Consider the following 16690-nt stretch of genomic DNA (forward strand, 5'->3'; position numbering starts at 1 on the left):
AGACTTAGATTTTTATCAAGCTGCTTTGCTTACCTATATTTTATCTCCTTTAAGCAAAGCTCATTGTGATGCCTTACCCAGGCTCTTGTGATCCGCATCACTACAGTAACTACTAACCACACACTGCCGGCACTCGGGACGCCTGGCCCTGCAGACCGCCCGGCCGTGGTGGATTAGCAAGTGGTGGGCTTCACCGCGGGTACCGGGGGGCAGAATAGCCATAAGCTGCTTTTCTGTTTCCAGGACATTACCGGCACGTGCCAGACCCAGGCGGTTGGCCACCCGGAAAACATGGGTGTCGACGGCGATGACATCCCGGCCATAGGCGTTGCTCAGGACCACATTGGCCACCTTCCGCCCTACCCCGGGGAGGCGCAGGAGGTCCTCAAGTTTATCCGGAACCCGGCCGCCATACTCCCTGACCAGGGTCCGGCAGGCAGCCACCAGGTGGGCGGCCTTCATCCGGTACAGGCCCAGGCTTTTAATACAGGCAGCAACCTCTTCCGGGTCTGCCGCCGCCAGGGCCGCCGGGGTGGGATAACGCCGGAAAAGCTCCGCTGTCACCTTGTTTACCTGGTCATCGGTGGTTTGGGCCGAGAGAATGGCCGCCACCAGGAGTTCAAAGGGATTTCTGTATTTAAGGCGCGACCGCGCCCCCGGGTAAGCGGCTCGTAAAGCCTTGAGAATTGCTTCTACTCTACCCTTTTGCATAACCACTTACTCCTTGATAAAAAATAGTTACAAACGAAAGGAGGAAGCTGCCATGCTCAGCGCGGAAGTAAGCCTTTACCCGCAAAAGACAGCCCGGGCCAGTGAGATTATCAACGACTCCCTCCAGTCCCTGGCCCAGCAGGGCGTTAGCTACAATGTCGGCCCCATCAGTACCGAAATCCACGGTAAGGAAGAACAGGTCTGGGCCGGTATCCGTTCCCTTTTCGACCGGGCCAGTTCGGCAGGCGAGGTCAGCATGGTCGTTACCCTTTCCAATGCGGCCCGTAAAGGCTGAACTCCCTTTCCGGAATCAAAAAGCCGGTGTATATCATATACAGCCGGCTTTTTGATATGCTCAGCAGGGTCATTGCTATTTACTGACAGGCCCGGCCTCCAGGATGCCGGTCGGTACGTCCTTGAATTTGGCAAAATTCTCTTTAAAGAGGCCGGCCAGCTTGCGGGCCATGGCATCATATTTTTCCGGTTCCGCCCAGGTGTTGCGGGGATTGAGGATTTCCGCCGGAACTCCGGGGCAGGCTTTAGGTACAAGGAAGCCGAAGACCGGGTCGGGGGTAAATTCCACCTCATCCAGTTCGCCGTTTAAAGCCGCCCGGACCATGGCGCGGGTATGGGGCAGGCTCATGCGCCGGCCGGTGCCGTAGGGTCCCCCTGTCCAGCCGGTATTGACCAGGTAAACGCTGGCGTTGTGCTTGGCTATCCTTTCCCCCAGGAGGTTGGCGTAAACCATGGGCGACCGGGGCAGGAAGGGCGCCCCGAAACAGGTGGAAAAGGTGGCCTGGGGGTCGGTGATACCCCGCTCGGTGCCGGCCAGCTTGCTGGTATAACCGGACAGGAAATGGTACATGGCCTGTTCCCGGGTCAGTTTGGCTATGGGCGGCATAACGCCAAAGGCGTCAGCGGTGAGGAAAACTATCGACCGGGGATGGCCGCCCACCCCCGGGATTACGGCGTTGGGGATGAAATCTACCGGATAGGCAGCGCGGGTGTTTTCCGTCAGGGCATCGCTGTCGTAATCAATGGTCCGGCACTCGGGGTCTACAACAACATTCTCCAGGACGCTGCCGAAACGGATAGCGTTCCAGATCTGGGGCTCGTGCTCGGCGGAGAGCTTGATGCACTTGGCGTAGCAACCGCCTTCAAAGTTAAAAATCCCTTTATCCGACCAGCCATGCTCATCGTCGCCAATGAGGTAGCGTTCCGGATCGGCCGACAGGGTAGTCTTGCCGGTGCCGGAAAGGCCGAAAAACAGGGCCGTATCGCCTGCCGGCCCCATGTTGGCCGAGCAGTGCATGGGACAAACTCCTTGCTCCGGCAGCAAATAGTTCATAACGGTAAAGATGGATTTTTTCATCTCGCCGGCATAGGAGGTACCGCCGATGATGACCAGCCGCCGGTCAAAGTTTAAAATAATAAAGGCTTCGGAACGGGTACCGTCTTCCTCCGGAATGGCCTTGAAGCCCGGAGCGCAGATAACGGTAAACCGGGGCTCATGGCCGGCCAGTTCTTCCGCCGTCGGCCTGATAAAAAGCTGGTGGACAAACAGGTTCTGCCAGGCATACTGGTTGACGATCCTGATGGGCATGCGGTAGGCAGGATCAGCCCCGACAAAGCCGTCAAAAACAAAGAGTTCCTTTCCCTGGAGGTAGGCCGTCAGGCGACTGTAAAGGCGCTCAAAGGTCGCTTCGCTCACAGGCTGGTTGACGCCACCCCAGCTGATGCTGTCGTGAACGGCGGGTGTGTCCACGATAAACCTGTCGTTAGGGGAACGGCCGGTATACTTGCCTGTATTCACGCTTAATGCCCCGCTGGGAGCCAGGATGCCCTCTCCCCGCGCCAGGGCTATTTCAACCAGCCGGGCCACCGGCAGGTTGCGGTAAACAGTACCGGGATTAATGAGGCCTAATCGCTCTAAACCATAAGTACTGCCCATAAACTCTCCCTTCCTTCTCCCTCTATAATCTTTAGCAATATACCACAGGGGCTGAAGGAAGGTCAACAGAATCAATGCATGTATACTGTACACCTTTAACGCGAATCCGGGGCACTGCTGTTGCCCCTGCTATGGTCGCAATATTTTTACCGATAAGCCGCCCTGCCGGCCGCCAGGACGCCGTTGCCGGCGACAAAGTAGGCCAGGCGCAGGGCTTCCCGGATCTCCTCTTCGCTGGCGCCGAGCTCCCGGGCCTGTTTAGCCAGGACGGCTACCCCTTCGCCGGCGCCGTGGGCGGCGTCCAGGGCCAGGGTGATGAGGGTCTTGGTCTTGGCGTCCAGGGCGCCGGGGGCCATGGCCGTTTCCGCTACAGCTTTAACAGCCCGGTAAAACTCCGGATCCCGCTCCGATAGGGCTTCAATAAAGGGTGGTAAGGGCATCTGTATCACCTTCCTCTATTAAGATGCGGGGTGTAGGAGGGATGGCAACTTGGTAGGAACGGGTCAAGTCCGTCATCGATTAACACCTCCCTGTTCCCCTCGTTTTTATGTTCTCCCTGCGGGTACAAAATCCTGCCAAGGTATAAAAATGCCGTACCGGCCTTTTTATATCTGATAAGTAAGTAAGTAAGTAACTAGTTGAAATCTCACAGCTATGAAGGGCTTACATATAAGCACTATTTTATACCTTTACACCCCCAGCCAGATAAGTTTTTAGGGCCAGGAGCAGAATGCCGGCCTCGGCGGCGTGGTAGGGCCAGGGGTGACCCCGGGCGATAATATTCTCCTCCAGCCCTTCCACATACTGGCGCACCCGCCAGCGGTCTTCCATGAGGGCGGCGGTATAGACTACCAGCGTGGTGATAAAATTCTCCGGCGCCGTCTGCCGGTACCAATGGGGATAATTCCGCAGGAAATTGGCGTACAGGCGCCTGGCAGCCTCTTCCCGGGGCGTGAGGACGCCGGTTATAATGGGAAAGAGCTGCGCCATGGCATCCGGATACCACTTTTTCCAGTTGGGCCGCCGGCGCAGGCCGGCGCGGTAAATAGCCGGGCAGTAGCCGCCATCGAGAAGCATCTTAGCCTGGATGGCATCTTTTACTCTTGCGGCCAGGGCTGCATATCTACCGGCTTCTTGGGCGTACTTACTGACCTTTTTCTCCCCCTCCGCCTCCAGGTGTCCGTTTGGCATCCGTGCTTCTCCGGCGTACCCCCTTACGCGCGCCAGCAGCCAGGCGTAATCTTTTAACCCCTGATAGACCTCACAGTTGTCCATCAGGTACTTCACCCGCCAGTCCGGCCGGGCCACGGTGAGGTTATCCCGCTGGAGGGTCGCCAGTATGGCCCCAGCCACCAGGTCCAGCTCCGGCCTGTGGTCCTCCACCCAGGCCCTGTCGCCGCTACTCTCGTAATAAAGCCGCACCAGGGTGAGGAAGGTGGCAGCGTAAGAATCAGAGGAATCATAGGTGCAGGCCGGAACCTCCGCGCCCCTCTCATCCAGGTAATAATCGTAGACGGTACCCGTGACGCCGTAGCGGTCCGGCCTTTCCAGGCGGGACAGGTACCAGTCCAGGTAGGCCCGCACCCGCGGTAGACTCAATCCCCAGGCCGCCAGGCCGTAGAGGGCCAGATGGGCAAAGTAGGGAACAATTTTAGGCCGGCCGGGGTAGGAGGTAACCACCGCCCCCCGGGGTAACTGCTGGCTGAGGATCCATTCGGCCTCCCGCCGGACAATTGCTTCCATAAAAAAACACCCCCACCCTATTGTATGGTGAGGGGAGAACCCTGGTCAGGGCCGGGCGTATCCGTTCCGGGTCAAAAAACCCCTGCTTCTTGACGTAACATCATCTCGCCTTTTCTTATTAATACCTGGATAGGAAATTTTTTAGAGCACAAGTCAAATGCCGGCAAACTTTAGCAACTTAGTCATCAAGACACTCAGGGGCGACCGCCGGGTGCAGAACTACTTCTGCCCGGTATCTGCGGCAGGAAACTATAAGCACTCACCATCAAGGAAATGACCAACAAGGCCAGGCCAAAGGGTAAAAGATCAACGGCAACTTCAAATAAGGTGGGCACGTAGGGCCAGGAGCCGGCAAATACCGGCGCTCCTGCCTTAAATACGCCAACTGCTATGGGATAATTCCAGCCTTCAATTTCCATTCCAGGGATAGAGAGGCTTAAAGGGAACTGGTTAAAGGCCGGGAACATTAACATCAGCCGGTGGGCAAATACGCCGGTAAAAAGCAGGGCGCATCCCAGCAAGAGGGAACCGGCCGACCGACCGCCTTTTTCGCTGAAGAAGTAAACCATGACCAGGGCCGGCAGGGCGATTTCCACCAGGTAGACCGGGCCATAACGCTTGAAAACCAGGCCCAGGGTGCTTAAGGCTTCGGGGCTGCCCCACCACCAGTGAATTAAGATATCCATGGCTACGAAAAAGAAGTGGACGGCCAGGGCGCTGGCCGCAATCCTGGCCAGGGTATTAAAGGCGCCTGCATACTGGTTAAACCCATCTTTCCCGACCACCAGGATGGCAATCACCAGCACCAGGGCCGTCCCGGAAGCCACCGCCACGGCGATGAAATCCGGGGGTAAGATGGCCGTATACCACCAGCCGCGCGAAGCCTGGGTGGCAAAAATCAAGGCCGTGATGGTGTGAATTAGAATCGCCACCGGGAGCCCCACCATGGCTACCCGCCGGGACCACCTGGCAGCAATGCTTTCTACCTCCTCCTGGGAAAGCTTCCTTGTCCAACCGTTGAGAAAGCCGCGTCCTTCCTTTTTCCAGTCCGGTAAAAGCTGAAAATAAACGCTCAAGAAAGTTAAGACGGTATAGGCGGAAACAACTATTACGTCCCAGATTAAAGGCGACCGGAAATTGGGGTGCAGCAGCAAGTTGTAAATCCTGTCTACCCGCCCCAGATCCGGCAGGATGATTACCGCCGCGGCCATAATGCTGGCAAAGGCAGACAGGGAAGCAATGCGGGTAAAGGGCTTCAACTGCTCAAGATTGAAGAGGTAAACCGAAGAAGAAACGATTAGCCCCCCGGCGGCAATCCCCACAAAGAAGGCGAAGGTGGCAATATACAGGCCCCAGCTAAAGGGATTGCGCATGCCGGTCACAATCAGACCGCTTTTAAGCTGGTAGCCCCAGGTAAATAAACTTACCAGCAAAAGAACCAGGCCTATGGTAAAAGCCACATTTAGTTTCCTCACAAGATCTCCCTCCTTTTACTTCCGCGGTCCTGCTGGCGGCAGGTAAAAGACTTTGGGCTTTGTACCCAGTTCTTCTTTTAGCCTTAAAGCCTGCCGCTCCCGCACCAGGCGGCTTACTTCCGACTTGGGGTCATCGAGGTCGCCAAAGAAGCGCGCCCCGGCCGGACAGGCCTGGACACAAACCGGTAATTCCCCTTTATCGGTATACTGCACGCAGAAGGTACATTTTTCCACTATTCCTTTGGGACGATCCGGCATGTAGACCAGGCGGCTGTTCCGGTCGCGATGCTCGAAAGGATAGCCGTAATCATACCCCGGCATATAACCCGCCTTTGCTTTGGCCTTTTGCTGGTCCTCCCAGTTGAACTGGCGCACGCCGTAGGGACAGGCGGCCATGCAGTAACGGCAACCGATACAGCGCTCGTAGTCAACCAGCACCCGGCCCCGGTCGTCGGTGTAGGTCGCCCCCACCGGGCAGACCTTTTCACAGGGCGCGTTTTCACACATCTGGCAGGATACGGGTAAGAAATACATCTCCACTTCCCCGTTTTTCGCTACGGGAAGCTGGTGTTCAGGACTTCCAGGAGTAAAGACCCGGTTCCACCACATACCCGGCGGCTGGGAGTTGTGCCCTTTGCAAACCACCGCGCAGGTACGGCAGCCGATGCAGCGGTCCAGGTCGATGACCATTCCCAGTCTCACTATACCTCACCTGCCTTTCTTACATCGCAGAGGGCTTCGTTCCAGGCTGTATTGGGGGCCCATATCCCCGGTACGAAGTAGACCTCATGGGTGGGCTTGATAAAAGGATAGGTCAGGGAGTTATAAGAGTCACCGTTAAGATAGCGGCTCCACCAGCCCTGCTCAAAGACGACTATTTTTCTCCCCAGGCCCGGGTCCAGGACGGCATAACCACGCACCCGGCCGCGGTCATTGTAAACTTCGACCAAGTCGCCTTCTTTAATACCCTTTGCGGCAGCGTCCTGGGGGTTCAAGAAAACCTTCGGCTTATTATCCTGCAGCTCGTTCATCCAGAGATTATTGGAATGGGTGGAGTGGACCCGGTAAAGGGAATTACGAGTGATATAGGCAAACTGGTACTTGCCTTTAACTTCCGGATTCAAGGCATACTCGCTATCCTCAAAGGGCGGCTTGTGCACGGGCAAAGTCTCACCCAGCTGGATAAAGGTTTCCTCTTCCTTATAAAACTCGATCCGACCACTCCTGACAAATTTTGCCGTCGCTTCCAATGCCGCCGGCCGGCTGACAGGCGGGAAGGGCTTTTTAAACTGTACCTGTTCATAAAAGGGAATCTGGCGATTTCCCGGCACCTCCGATTTCAGCCGCACCGGCCCCTTTTTTAGTTGCTCCAGGGTAATCCCGGCCACAGGCTGGCCGCCGGTGGCAAGGAGAAGTTCAATGGCTTTTTCCGCCGCCGTGTTCTCATCCAGATCGGGGAAAAAGTGTTTTGCAAAGTCGGGATTGAGCCTTTTAGCTAGTTCCCTGGCCATCCATAGTTCGGACCTGGCTTCATAAAGAGGCCTGATAGCCGGCTGCTGCAGCTGCATGTAGGGGTGCAAAGGAGTGGTTACCAGTTCGGTCTTTTCATACCAGGTGGCAGCCGGGAAAACGACATCGCTGTAACGGCAGCTGGTGGTCAGGGAAAAATCCAGGCCGGCGATGAATTCCAGTTCGCCCTTTATTGCCATCTGCCGCAGGCGGTCGGCCATATTATGCTGGTCGAAGGGGTTGCCCCAGCCAAAGATCAGGGCTTTGACCCCGTTCTTGGGCCACCTGGCTTTCATACCGGGGGTCGGGCCATGGAGGATATAAAGCCAGGGAAGCCATCTGGGCGGCCTGGGAAACCACCATTCTTTGACATTGAACCGGATCTTGTACTGGCCGGCATAGGTGGAAATACCCGCACCCGGCTTGCCGAGATTGCCGGTCAGCACCGGCAACAGAGCCAGGGCGCGGCCCTTCAAGTCGCCGTGATACCACTGGTAGTTGCTGGCACCATAGATGACATGGAGCGGTTTCGTTGTCGCCATCTCCCGGGCCAGGCGGACCACCGTATCCCCGGGAACGCCAGTCTCCTGCTCTACATAGGCCGGTGTATAGCTGGCTAAATGTTCTTTTAACAGCTGGAAGACCGGTTTGGCCTTAACCCGCCGGCCGTCCTTTAATTCGATATCTACTTCGCCCTCTAGGATTACATCCAGAGGAAGCTCCAGCTTTTCCGGGTGCACGGCCAGGAACTGCCCGTTGTAAGCGACAAAGGCCTCCCGGTAGGGCGGTAGTCCGTCCGGTCTGGTCAGGCCCTTTACCTCATCCGCTTTCAGGCGCCGCCCGTTATCAAGACGAACCAGAAGGGGCATATCGCTGTAGGTTTTGATGAATGCCTCGTCATAGAGTTTTTCTTCAATGATTACCCTGGCCATCCCCAGGGCCAGGGCCGCATCGCTGCTGGGTTTAAGCTGGACCCATTCGTCGGCCTTGGCGGCCGTCGGGCTGTAGTTGGGGTCAAAAACAACCACCTTTGTACCATTATTCCTGGCTTTAATCAGGAAGTCAGAGTCAATAAGGCGGGTAACCATAATGTTAGAACCAAATATCGCTATATAGCGGGAATTAAGCCATTCCAGGGGTTCCAGCTCTTCCGTCTGGACGCCGAAGGTCATGGGCCAGAACATAGGCAGATCGCCGTTCTGGTCGTAAGGGTGGATCAGGCTCCACCCCGCCATAGTAGCCAGGGCAAGCCAGGCTCCCTTCTGGACGTGGCCGGTCCCGCCGACCTGGAAAATAAAGCCGATGGATTCCGGCCCGTATTTGGCGGCAATCTCCTTAAGGCGTTTTGCCGTATAGTCCAGGGCTTCTTCCCAGGATACCTCCCGGAACTCCCCCGCACCGCGTTCCCCGGTACGGATCAATGGTTTTTTTATACGGTCAGGACCGTAGATTAGGTTGATAAAGGAGAGCCCCCGCAGGCATCCCCGGGGTCCATATTCGGGCTCGGGGTAGTCGTTGGACGGTAAAAGGGCCTTGATCTGCCCGTCCACCACCATGGCCTTAATACCGCAGGCCAGGGTACAGTTGGGTGAACAGGTACTGCGCACGTATTTAACTTCTTTTAATGGGGACGTATTCTCTGCCCCGGCTTTCGGGATAAAATATCGCGTAGGCCCCGCCGTACCCGCCAGGACGGCCGTTGCTGCCGACGCCTTTAAAAACTGGCGCCGACTGAGCCTGAATTCTCGCTTCTCTTTCTTCTTCATTAAGGTCACCTCCAAGCGGCATTTAGGGACCAGACCCCGGTATCCCGTGGTGCTGGGAACTGGTTATTCATTTACGAGTTCCGTCGCACTTTTCTAAAATAATATTCTTGGTGTTATGGGGCCAACTATACCCCGTAATAAAACTGCCAACTGGTAGTATTTCTGGTCATATATTCCCCTCCCCCAACTTGTGAAAGTAACATATTTATACATGCCTTTTATAGCAAGTTTCATGCCAGCAAAGTAAAAAGCCCCGGTCTCTGTTATCCGGGGCTTTTCTGCCCTGCAAGGGTATAAGGGCTCTCTAAAATTTTATAACCCATCTCTAGAATTATAGAGAGTTTAGCCTCTCTATCCGGCAGGCTCCGGCCTTGGCCAGGGGCTGACCGGAAAGGGGATCGACGTTCCGGCCGGTGAGGTGGTTGGCCGCCTGGCGCCTTTCCCTCTCGCTGGGGTCCAGATCACCAAAGTGGAAGGGGACAAAGACCTCCCCCGGCGCTACCACCTCTGTAATCCTGGCCGGCACCTCAACCCAGCCTCGGCGGGACACCACCCGAACCACCTCGCCCTCAGCCACCTTTAAACGTGCCGCGTCTTGCGGGTTAATTTCCACATAGGCCCCGGGTACCAGGGCCTGGAGTTCCGGTATGCGCTTGGTCTTGGTCCGGGTATGGTAATGTTCAATAATCCGGCCGGTATTGAGCCAGAAGGGAAATTCTCCGTCAGGTACTTCTGGCGGCGGTGTATAAGGAACAGCCCAGAGACGCGCCCTGCCCTCCGGGTGATTAAACTCGCCATAACCCTGGGCTTCTTCTGGCAGCGTGGGAAAAACGCCGGCGGTGTAGAGCCGCGGTGTTCCCCGGCCGCCCTCCGGGCAGGGCCACTGGATGCCCCCCTGGCGTTCAAGCAGGGTGTAGTCCACGCCTGTCAGGTCATTGGGCCGGTGGCGGGTAAGCTCCCTTAACTCCTCAAAGGCCGCCGCCGGCCCCTGCCAGGCAAAGAGGCTCCCTGCACCCAGGTAGCGGGCCACCTGGCTGACGATGGCCAGGTCGTCCCGCGCCTCTCCTGGTGGATTCACAGCGCGGCGGACGAGATTCAGCCGCCGCTCGGAATTGGTAATTATCCCGTCCTTTTCCCCCCACCCGGCGCCGGGAAGGAAGATGTCGGCGAAGGCCGCCGTCTCCATGGGATAAAAGACGTCCTGGACAATTAAAAAGACCTTTTCTAGCTGGCGACGGCTAAACCCCTGGTCGGGCAGGGAAACGGCCGGGTTGGTGCCTATGACCCACAGGACCTTGAGCCTGCCGGCAGCAATTAGCTCCAGCATGTAGTTGATATCATTGACCCGGCGGGGCAACCGGTCTTCCGGGATACCCCAGTAGTTGGCCACCTGGCGGCGATGCTCGGGATTCTCGGGGTTGCGGAAGCCAGGGAGGCCGCCGCCCCCGCCGATCTCCCGCATGCTCATGGCCGAGGCCTGGCCGGTAAGGGAAAAGGGCGCCGAACCCGGCCGGCCGATTTTGCCGGTGATGAGGTGCAGGGAGTTAATCAGAGTTACCGTATCAACCGCCTGGCTGCTCTGGTTAACCCCCTGACAAAAAACGGTGACGGCGCTGGGGGATTGGCCGAAGAGGCGGGCGGCGGCCACAATATCCGCCCCCGGCACGCCGGTGAGAGCGGCCACCCGCTCCGGCGGGTAGGCGGCGGCGGCACGGGCCAGTTCTTCAAAGCCTGTCGTTGACCGCCGGATAAAGTCCCGATCCAGCAGACCTTCCTTAACTATAATATTAATCAAACCGTAGAGGAGGGGGATGTTGCTGCCGCAGCGCAGGCGCAGGTGGAGATCGGCCACCCGGGCCGGCAGGGTAAGACGCGGGTCGGCCACCATGATTCTGGCCCCGTTAAGTTTACGGTTGCGTAAAATCCGCTGCCAGAGCTGGGGGTGCATCTCCGCCGGGTTGGCGCCAAAGATAAAGATGAGGCTGCTCACATCCAGGTCTTCGTAGCAGCCCGGTGGGGCGTCCACGCCAAAAGAGCGGATATAGCCGCTTACCGTGGAGGCCATACAGAGCCGGGTATTGGCATCAATATTGGGCGTACCCAGCACGCCTTTAGCCAGCTTGTGGATGGCGTAGTATTCCTCCAGGGTCAGCTGCCCGCCGTGATAAATGCCGACGGCTTCCGGGCCGCCGCTTGCCAGGGCTTCCCGGAGACGCTGCGCCACCTCGGCCAGGGCTTTTTCCCAGGTCACAGGATGCATTTCCCCGCCCCGGCGACGAAGGGGTACCGTCGCCCGCTCCGGGTGGTGCAGGGTTTTCCACTCGTAAAGGCCCTTGAGGCACAGGTGGCCTTTATTTACCGGCGCGGCGGTATCAGGTTTGACGGCCACTGCCCGGCCGTCTTTAACCCCCAGGAAAAGGCCGCAGCCGGTACCGCAATAACCGCAGGTGGTAGCCACCCAGCGGTCTACAGCTATTTCCTCCTGATCCTGGAACAAGCTAAATATTCCTTGTTGCAGCTCCGCCAGTGCCATTAGCGCTCCCTCATTTATTACCAGCCATGGGTTAGAATAATTTCCATGCCAGTTCCAAATACTTCAGTTGATACTGTAGCGCTTCAATTTCTGGTAGAGGCCGGACGGATGAATGCCCAAAAGCCTTGCCGCCTCCTGCTTATTCCCCCCGGCAGCCGCCAGGGCCCTCTGGATAGCCGCCTTTTCCGCTTCTGCAACGGCCTCCTTCAATTCCAGGCCGGCCTCGTTGTCCCTCACCTGTTGCATAGCCGGCGGCAGGTGTTCCCGGCGGATGATGTCTTCCCCCGGCTCTAAGAAATTAAAGGCGTGCTCCAGGACATTCTCCAGTTCGCGGACATTGCCCGGCCAGGTATAGCGGTAAAATAGCTCCTGCACCCCCGGGGCGAGGCCCCTGACGGCCATCCCATAGCGGTTATTGAGGCGCCGGATAATGGCCGCCGTCAAAACCTCGATATCTTCCGGCCGCTCCCGCAGGGGCGGTATATTGAGGGTCACCACCGCCAGGCGGTAATAAAGGTCGCGGCGAAACTTGCCGGCCGCCTCCAGGGCCAGGAGATCCTGGTTGGTGGCAGCAATAATCCTCACATCTACCTTGATAGTCTTACGTCCCCCGACCCGCTCAAAGGAACGTTCCTGCAAAGCCCTGAGGAGCTTCGGCTGCATACTCAAAGGCAGGTCACCGATTTCATCCAGGAATATGGTGCCGCCATCGGCCAGCTCAAACTTGCCGGGCTTGCCGCCCCGGGCCGCCCCGGTAAAGGCCCCTTCCTCGTAGCCAAAGAGCTCGGCTTCCAGCAGGTTTTCCGGGATGGCCGCACAGTTGATTTTGATCAAAGGTTCATTGCGGCGGGAACTGGCCCTGTGGATGGCTTGGGCCAGCAATTCCTTCCCGGTACCGCTCTCACCGGTAATTAAAACGTTAGCCTCGCCCCGGGCCACCCGGGCTGCCCGTTTTTTCAGCTGCACCATGGCCGGGCTCGTCCCCAGTATCCCCTGCCAGGCGTCCTGTTCCCCATGGAGGGACGCGAGTTCCTGCTGGTAAAAGAGGACCTTGCCCTCTAAAACCTGCAGGCGCCGGGAAATATCTTTTAGGCCTGCAGCAGCCAGGTCTTCAACTGCCATGGCCTTGCCTACGGCACCCAGAAGGTTGCCGGCGGCATCTTTGACAGGCATTTCCGACAATAACAGTTTCTTGCCGGCATACTGGACCTCAAAGCCGACTACCGGCCGGCCAGTAGCCAGTACCTCCGGCAGGCGGCTGAAGGTTAAAACATCTCCTATCTCCCGGCCTGTAAGGACATCAGCCCTCTGGCCCAGGAGTTCGGCATACATCTGGTTGATACTGACGATTACCCCCTGGCGATTAACCACCACCAGGTAGAGGGGAAAATCATCGAGGAGGGCGGCGTAGAGTTCATTAATGGCCTGAAGGTAGGCTGCGTCCGGCTGTTCTTCCGTAAAAAGAACGAGGACTCCCTCCTGGCCGTCGGGGAAATAATCGACGCGGTAGTTTTTACCCCCGGCGGCAAAACAGGTTCCCTGGAGGGGGCGCCGGTGGGTAAAGACCTCGGCCAGGCGCGTCTCCGGAAAGACCTCCGTCAGTCGCCGGCCCTTTAAATCCCGGCCGGCCAGCCCCAGGATGGCGGCAGCCAGGGAGTTGGCCACCAGGATGTGACCGACGGCGTCGACATAGATCATTCCCTGCTGCAGCGCATTAAAGGTTTCTCCCCAGAAATCCCTGGCAGTCCCGGCCATTATTCTCCCCTCCCTGTATGGTCAGCCTTGTTCTTTCATTATGTTAACATTTCGTTCCCCTGACTGCAACCCGGCCAGGCATTCCACTAAAAACCGCAGGATCTCTTAATAAACCGTACAATCATTCCAAAAAGGAATATAAAGCATAGCAGGACTTTATAAAATGGCGACGAATCTCAAAGGCATATCACTGCTAAAGGAGTGAGAAGATACCTTGACCAGCAAAACGGTTTTGAGTGATGCGAGCAAAGGAAGTTATGTATGGCAATCTATAAAAGGTGGTTGGTTAAGGATATTTACCGAACCCTGGCCTATTGGAGTAGGTGTCTTTGCTCTAACCATTACCAACTTATTTATGTTCATGTATGCCCGGGCCCTGGGCGTCTTTCCCCAAATGGCCATGTGGGGGAGCTGGCTTTATAATCTGGTGGGGATTAAAACTGAAAGCCCATTTATCCCTTACCCTGTAAAGCCTATTTATCTGGATATGCATAGCTTGATTGACATAGGTATCATAGCTGGTACCCTTGGGGCTTCTCTGTTGGCCCGTGAATTTAAAATTCGTAAAGAAGACTGGCAGGGTTATCTCTGGGGCGCTGCTGGGGGCATACTGATGGGTTTGGGTACTGTCCTGATGCCTCCATGTAATATAGGAGGATTCTGGGTAGCTACCATGGCCTTTTCTTTAAGCGGTCCCCTGTCTGCTGTAGGTCTTTTGCTGGGTGCTTATGTTGGAGGCAAAATTTTACAATATCAAATGCGTAAAGCCCTGCAAAAGCTTGATTTCACCACGGCGCCAAAGGGAGAAACGAAAGCGGCAGAAGTTTTATCCCGTCAACCCCAATGGGGAGTCCTGGTATTTTCCCTTTCACTTCTCATCGCTGTCATTTATTACATTGCAGGCATGCCCAAAAATACAGGTCTCTTTTTATTTGGGATTCTTTTTGGGCTGATTATCCAGCGTTCGCGTCTCTGCTTTGTAGCTGCCTTCCGTGAAATTTTGGTCAGCCGTGACGGTAAGGTTATGAAGTGGCTATTGCTGGGAATGGCTGTGGGAGCCATGGGTTTCGCCATCCTCAAGGCCCAGGGCTATCAGCCTGCGCATATGGTTTTTCCCGCAGGATGGCATAATATCGGGGGTGGCTTCATTTTTGGTATCGGCATGGTCCTGGCCGGAGGATGCGGTGTGGGTATCCTGGCGCGGAGCGGTGAAGGCTACACGCGTTCCTGGGTGGCGATTTTAACCGCCATGTTAACCTCTGGTGCCTGGGTACACATTTATGGCCAGAAGGTGGGACAGGGATGGCTATACGGGAAACCGGTATACCTGCCTCAATTATGGGGCTGGGGAGGGGCTCTGGCTTTTATCTACGGCTTCTTGCTGCTGTTCTACTTATTTATCCTCTGGGTGGAGGCTGGAAAGCATGAAAGAGCTTAATGCGGTTAAGGTAAACGATAACCATTATCAGGTTGATATGCGCGGGTGGATGTGCCCGTATCCCAAGTACGCCGTTGCAACCCTCCTGGAAAAACTACCGCCGGCCAGCTTTTTAAACCTTTTAGTCGACTGTCCTTCCGCAACAAAGGACGTACCTGACCTGGCTAAAAATCAAGGGTATGATGTGCAGAAGGTCGAACTTCTGAGGGACGGGGAATGGATGATTTGTATAAGCAATAAATAATATTGATTACACCTTTACTTATCATTACCCCTCCTTTACAAGGCAATAGAGTATTCATAAGCTTCTTCACAACCTGTTTTCTACGGATTGACCTTTAACGATATAATCTGCGAGACCTGTTTTCCCGTTTTCTTTTGCCAACACATTTTTAAACTTAACAGGCAGTCCCGCGGAAGCAAAAAAGCTTCTCCCGTCATTCAATTGAAAATGAACATGGGGTTCGCTGGTATTCCCGGAGTTGCCGCATCTGGCAATTACTTGCCCCCGGACAACCTTCTGACCTAATGTAACGGTTATGCTGTTGGGCATGAGGTGAGCGATGGTGCTGAACTCTTTTTCATTATGTTTGAGCGTAATAAAATTTCCGCGGATATCTTTCGCCCTGCATTCAGCCCTGCCGTCACCATATACCTTGCTTTCAGGATGCCCGTCGGCCATACTAACAATTTCACCGTCGGCAGGCGCTAGAATGTCTTTCCCGTAGCAGTAATAATCCTGCAGCTGCTTGCCGCTGCCGGAGCAGGTTTTTCCACTTTCATCAACTATAACAAAATCATAGGCATAGCGCTGCGGCCACACGCCCCAGGAATGGGAGGTTCTCTTGTCTACGCCGCCGTTTGCGACGTACCACTGTCCCTTAAAGGGCAATATGTATTCCGTCATACCGACATAATTATCTTTTGACGGCAGACGAAAACGATGGCGGAATAATATCAAAGGATAAGAGAGAAGCTGTTGAATACTCTGGTAGAATGCCGGCAGATTGCTGAATATCTCAATAAACCCAAGCAAAAAGAACAGCCAGAAAAGCTTAAGGTAAGCATTGCCGGTGATGCTGCCCAATAGCCCAATTAAGCCGATCCATTTAAATTTTGCCAGAATATTTACAAACCTGTGCATATCTTAGCCACCCCACGTCACTCTTCTGTAATTTCAAAAATATCTTCGACTGTTGTATGAAAAACCTTTGCTATGTCAAGCGCCAGTTTTAAGGACGGATTGTATTTACCGTTTTCCAAATGGCCGATCGTTTCACGCCTTACGCCGACCAAAGCCGCCAATTCTTCCTGCTTCATATTGTATTTGGCTCTGTATTCCTTGATTTTGGTTTTGATCATCATAAACTGCTACCGCTTTCTCTTATCTCACACACCATCAGTATGACGGTGAACACGAAGATGGACAACGCCATTCCAAGCCCCATTCCAAGCGTCGGTAATGCATCATTATTCATCAACACCCTCAGCATAATCGTAACCGCCGATGATGCAAGTCCAGTAAAGAATGCGGGTGTTGCCGCTTTTTGAACATTGGCTTTAAACAATTCATCCGGTATAACAAAAAAATACCGAATGTAGTACAGAAAACCCCAAAATCCTAGGTATGCCTTATTATCCGTTAAAAAACCCAGTGTACCTAATACTGCAAGAAGACTTAAATAACCCAATTTGTTTTTCAATGGTATCTCTCCCTTGTATGATATATTTATAACTCCATGTTATAAATATATCACATTTCAAACCTAAGTCAAGTATATTTAACGAACTTATTGAAAGCTTATGATA

15 protein-coding genes are annotated in these 16690 nt (G+C 55.2%); 3 read left to right on the forward strand and 12 right to left on the reverse strand.

Annotated elements, in window-relative coordinates; genetic code table 11:
- Window positions 1-60: 60 nt before the first annotated feature.
- Window positions 61-711 carry an endonuclease III gene (gene nth, locus E308F_RS00385; protein ID WP_141262723.1) on the reverse strand — a complete coding sequence of 217 codons (651 nt, stop codon included), beginning with the start codon at window positions 709-711 and terminating at the stop codon, window positions 61-63.
- Between the two features lie 52 nt (window positions 712-763).
- On the opposite strand from nth, the gene E308F_RS00390 reads away from it, so the two are divergent.
- Window positions 764-1006, forward strand: coding sequence for a YkoF family thiamine/hydroxymethylpyrimidine-binding protein (locus E308F_RS00390; protein WP_141262724.1), 243 nt, complete (start codon window positions 764-766; stop codon window positions 1004-1006).
- Between the two features lie 75 nt (window positions 1007-1081).
- Here the strand turns inward: E308F_RS00390 and pckA are convergent, their stop codons facing one another.
- From pckA to E308F_RS00430, 8 genes are all read right to left on the reverse strand, one after another.
- Window positions 1082-2662 (reverse strand): phosphoenolpyruvate carboxykinase (ATP), encoded by a 1581-nt coding sequence (pckA, locus tag E308F_RS00395; protein WP_141262725.1) that lies wholly within the window; start codon window positions 2660-2662, stop codon window positions 1082-1084.
- Between the two features lie 146 nt (window positions 2663-2808).
- Window positions 2809-3102 carry a carboxymuconolactone decarboxylase family protein gene (locus E308F_RS00400; RefSeq protein ID WP_141262726.1) on the reverse strand — a complete coding sequence of 98 codons (294 nt, stop codon included), beginning with the start codon at window positions 3100-3102 and terminating at the stop codon, window positions 2809-2811.
- Between the two features lie 241 nt (window positions 3103-3343).
- Complete coding sequence (locus E308F_RS00405) at window positions 3344-4405, reverse strand: hypothetical protein (RefSeq protein ID WP_141262727.1); 1062 nt, start codon at window positions 4403-4405, stop codon at window positions 3344-3346.
- 194 nt (window positions 4406-4599) lie between these two features.
- Window positions 4600-5880 (reverse strand): NrfD/PsrC family molybdoenzyme membrane anchor subunit, encoded by a 1281-nt coding sequence (gene nrfD, locus E308F_RS00410; RefSeq protein ID WP_253260366.1) that lies wholly within the window; start codon window positions 5878-5880, stop codon window positions 4600-4602.
- Window positions 5881-5895: 15 nt separating this feature from the next.
- Window positions 5896-6582 (reverse strand): 4Fe-4S dicluster domain-containing protein, encoded by a 687-nt coding sequence (locus E308F_RS00415; RefSeq protein ID WP_141262728.1) that lies wholly within the window; start codon window positions 6580-6582, stop codon window positions 5896-5898.
- Entirely contained in the window at window positions 6582-9155 is a 2574-nt protein-coding gene (locus E308F_RS00420; RefSeq protein WP_141262729.1) for a molybdopterin-dependent oxidoreductase, read from the reverse strand. The genes E308F_RS00415 and E308F_RS00420 overlap by 1 nt, the downstream gene beginning before the upstream one ends.
- Window positions 9156-9486: 331 nt before the next feature.
- The gene (locus E308F_RS00425) at window positions 9487-11688 is read right to left on the reverse strand and encodes a molybdopterin oxidoreductase family protein (RefSeq protein WP_253260367.1); all 2202 of its coding nucleotides are present in this window, start codon (window positions 11686-11688) and stop codon (window positions 9487-9489) included.
- A 63-nt stretch (window positions 11689-11751) separates the two neighbouring features.
- Window positions 11752-13443: a sigma 54-interacting transcriptional regulator gene (locus E308F_RS00430; protein WP_141262730.1), complete on the reverse strand. Its 1692-nt coding sequence runs from the start codon at window positions 13441-13443 to the stop codon at window positions 11752-11754.
- A 214-nt stretch (window positions 13444-13657) separates the two neighbouring features.
- On the opposite strand from E308F_RS00430, the gene E308F_RS00435 reads away from it, so the two are divergent.
- Window positions 13658-14881: a YeeE/YedE thiosulfate transporter family protein gene (locus E308F_RS00435; RefSeq protein WP_141262731.1), complete on the forward strand. Its 1224-nt coding sequence runs from the start codon at window positions 13658-13660 to the stop codon at window positions 14879-14881.
- The gene (locus tag E308F_RS00440) at window positions 14868-15125 is read left to right on the forward strand and encodes a sulfurtransferase TusA family protein (RefSeq protein WP_141262732.1); all 258 of its coding nucleotides are present in this window, start codon (window positions 14868-14870) and stop codon (window positions 15123-15125) included. The genes E308F_RS00435 and E308F_RS00440 overlap by 14 nt, the downstream gene beginning before the upstream one ends.
- Before the next feature lie 66 nt (window positions 15126-15191).
- Here the strand turns inward: E308F_RS00440 and E308F_RS00445 are convergent, their stop codons facing one another.
- From E308F_RS00445 to E308F_RS00455, 3 genes are read right to left on the reverse strand one after another with little or no spacing between them, the layout of a single operon-like run.
- Window positions 15192-16025, reverse strand: coding sequence for a M23 family metallopeptidase (locus E308F_RS00445; protein WP_141262733.1), 834 nt, complete (start codon window positions 16023-16025; stop codon window positions 15192-15194).
- Between the two features lie 17 nt (window positions 16026-16042).
- On the reverse strand, window positions 16043-16246 hold the full coding sequence (locus E308F_RS00450) for a helix-turn-helix transcriptional regulator (RefSeq protein ID WP_172613540.1): 204 nt from the start codon (window positions 16244-16246) through the stop codon (window positions 16043-16045).
- Window positions 16243-16584, reverse strand: a complete 342-nt coding sequence (locus tag E308F_RS00455) for a DUF3796 domain-containing protein (protein ID WP_141262734.1) — start codon at window positions 16582-16584, stop codon at window positions 16243-16245. The genes E308F_RS00450 and E308F_RS00455 overlap by 4 nt, the downstream gene beginning before the upstream one ends.
- Between the last annotated feature and the right edge of the window lie 106 nt (window positions 16585-16690).

Source organism: Moorella sp. E308F (genome assembly GCF_006538365.1).
GTDB lineage: Bacteria > Bacillota > DSM-521 > Neomoorellales > Neomoorellaceae > Neomoorella.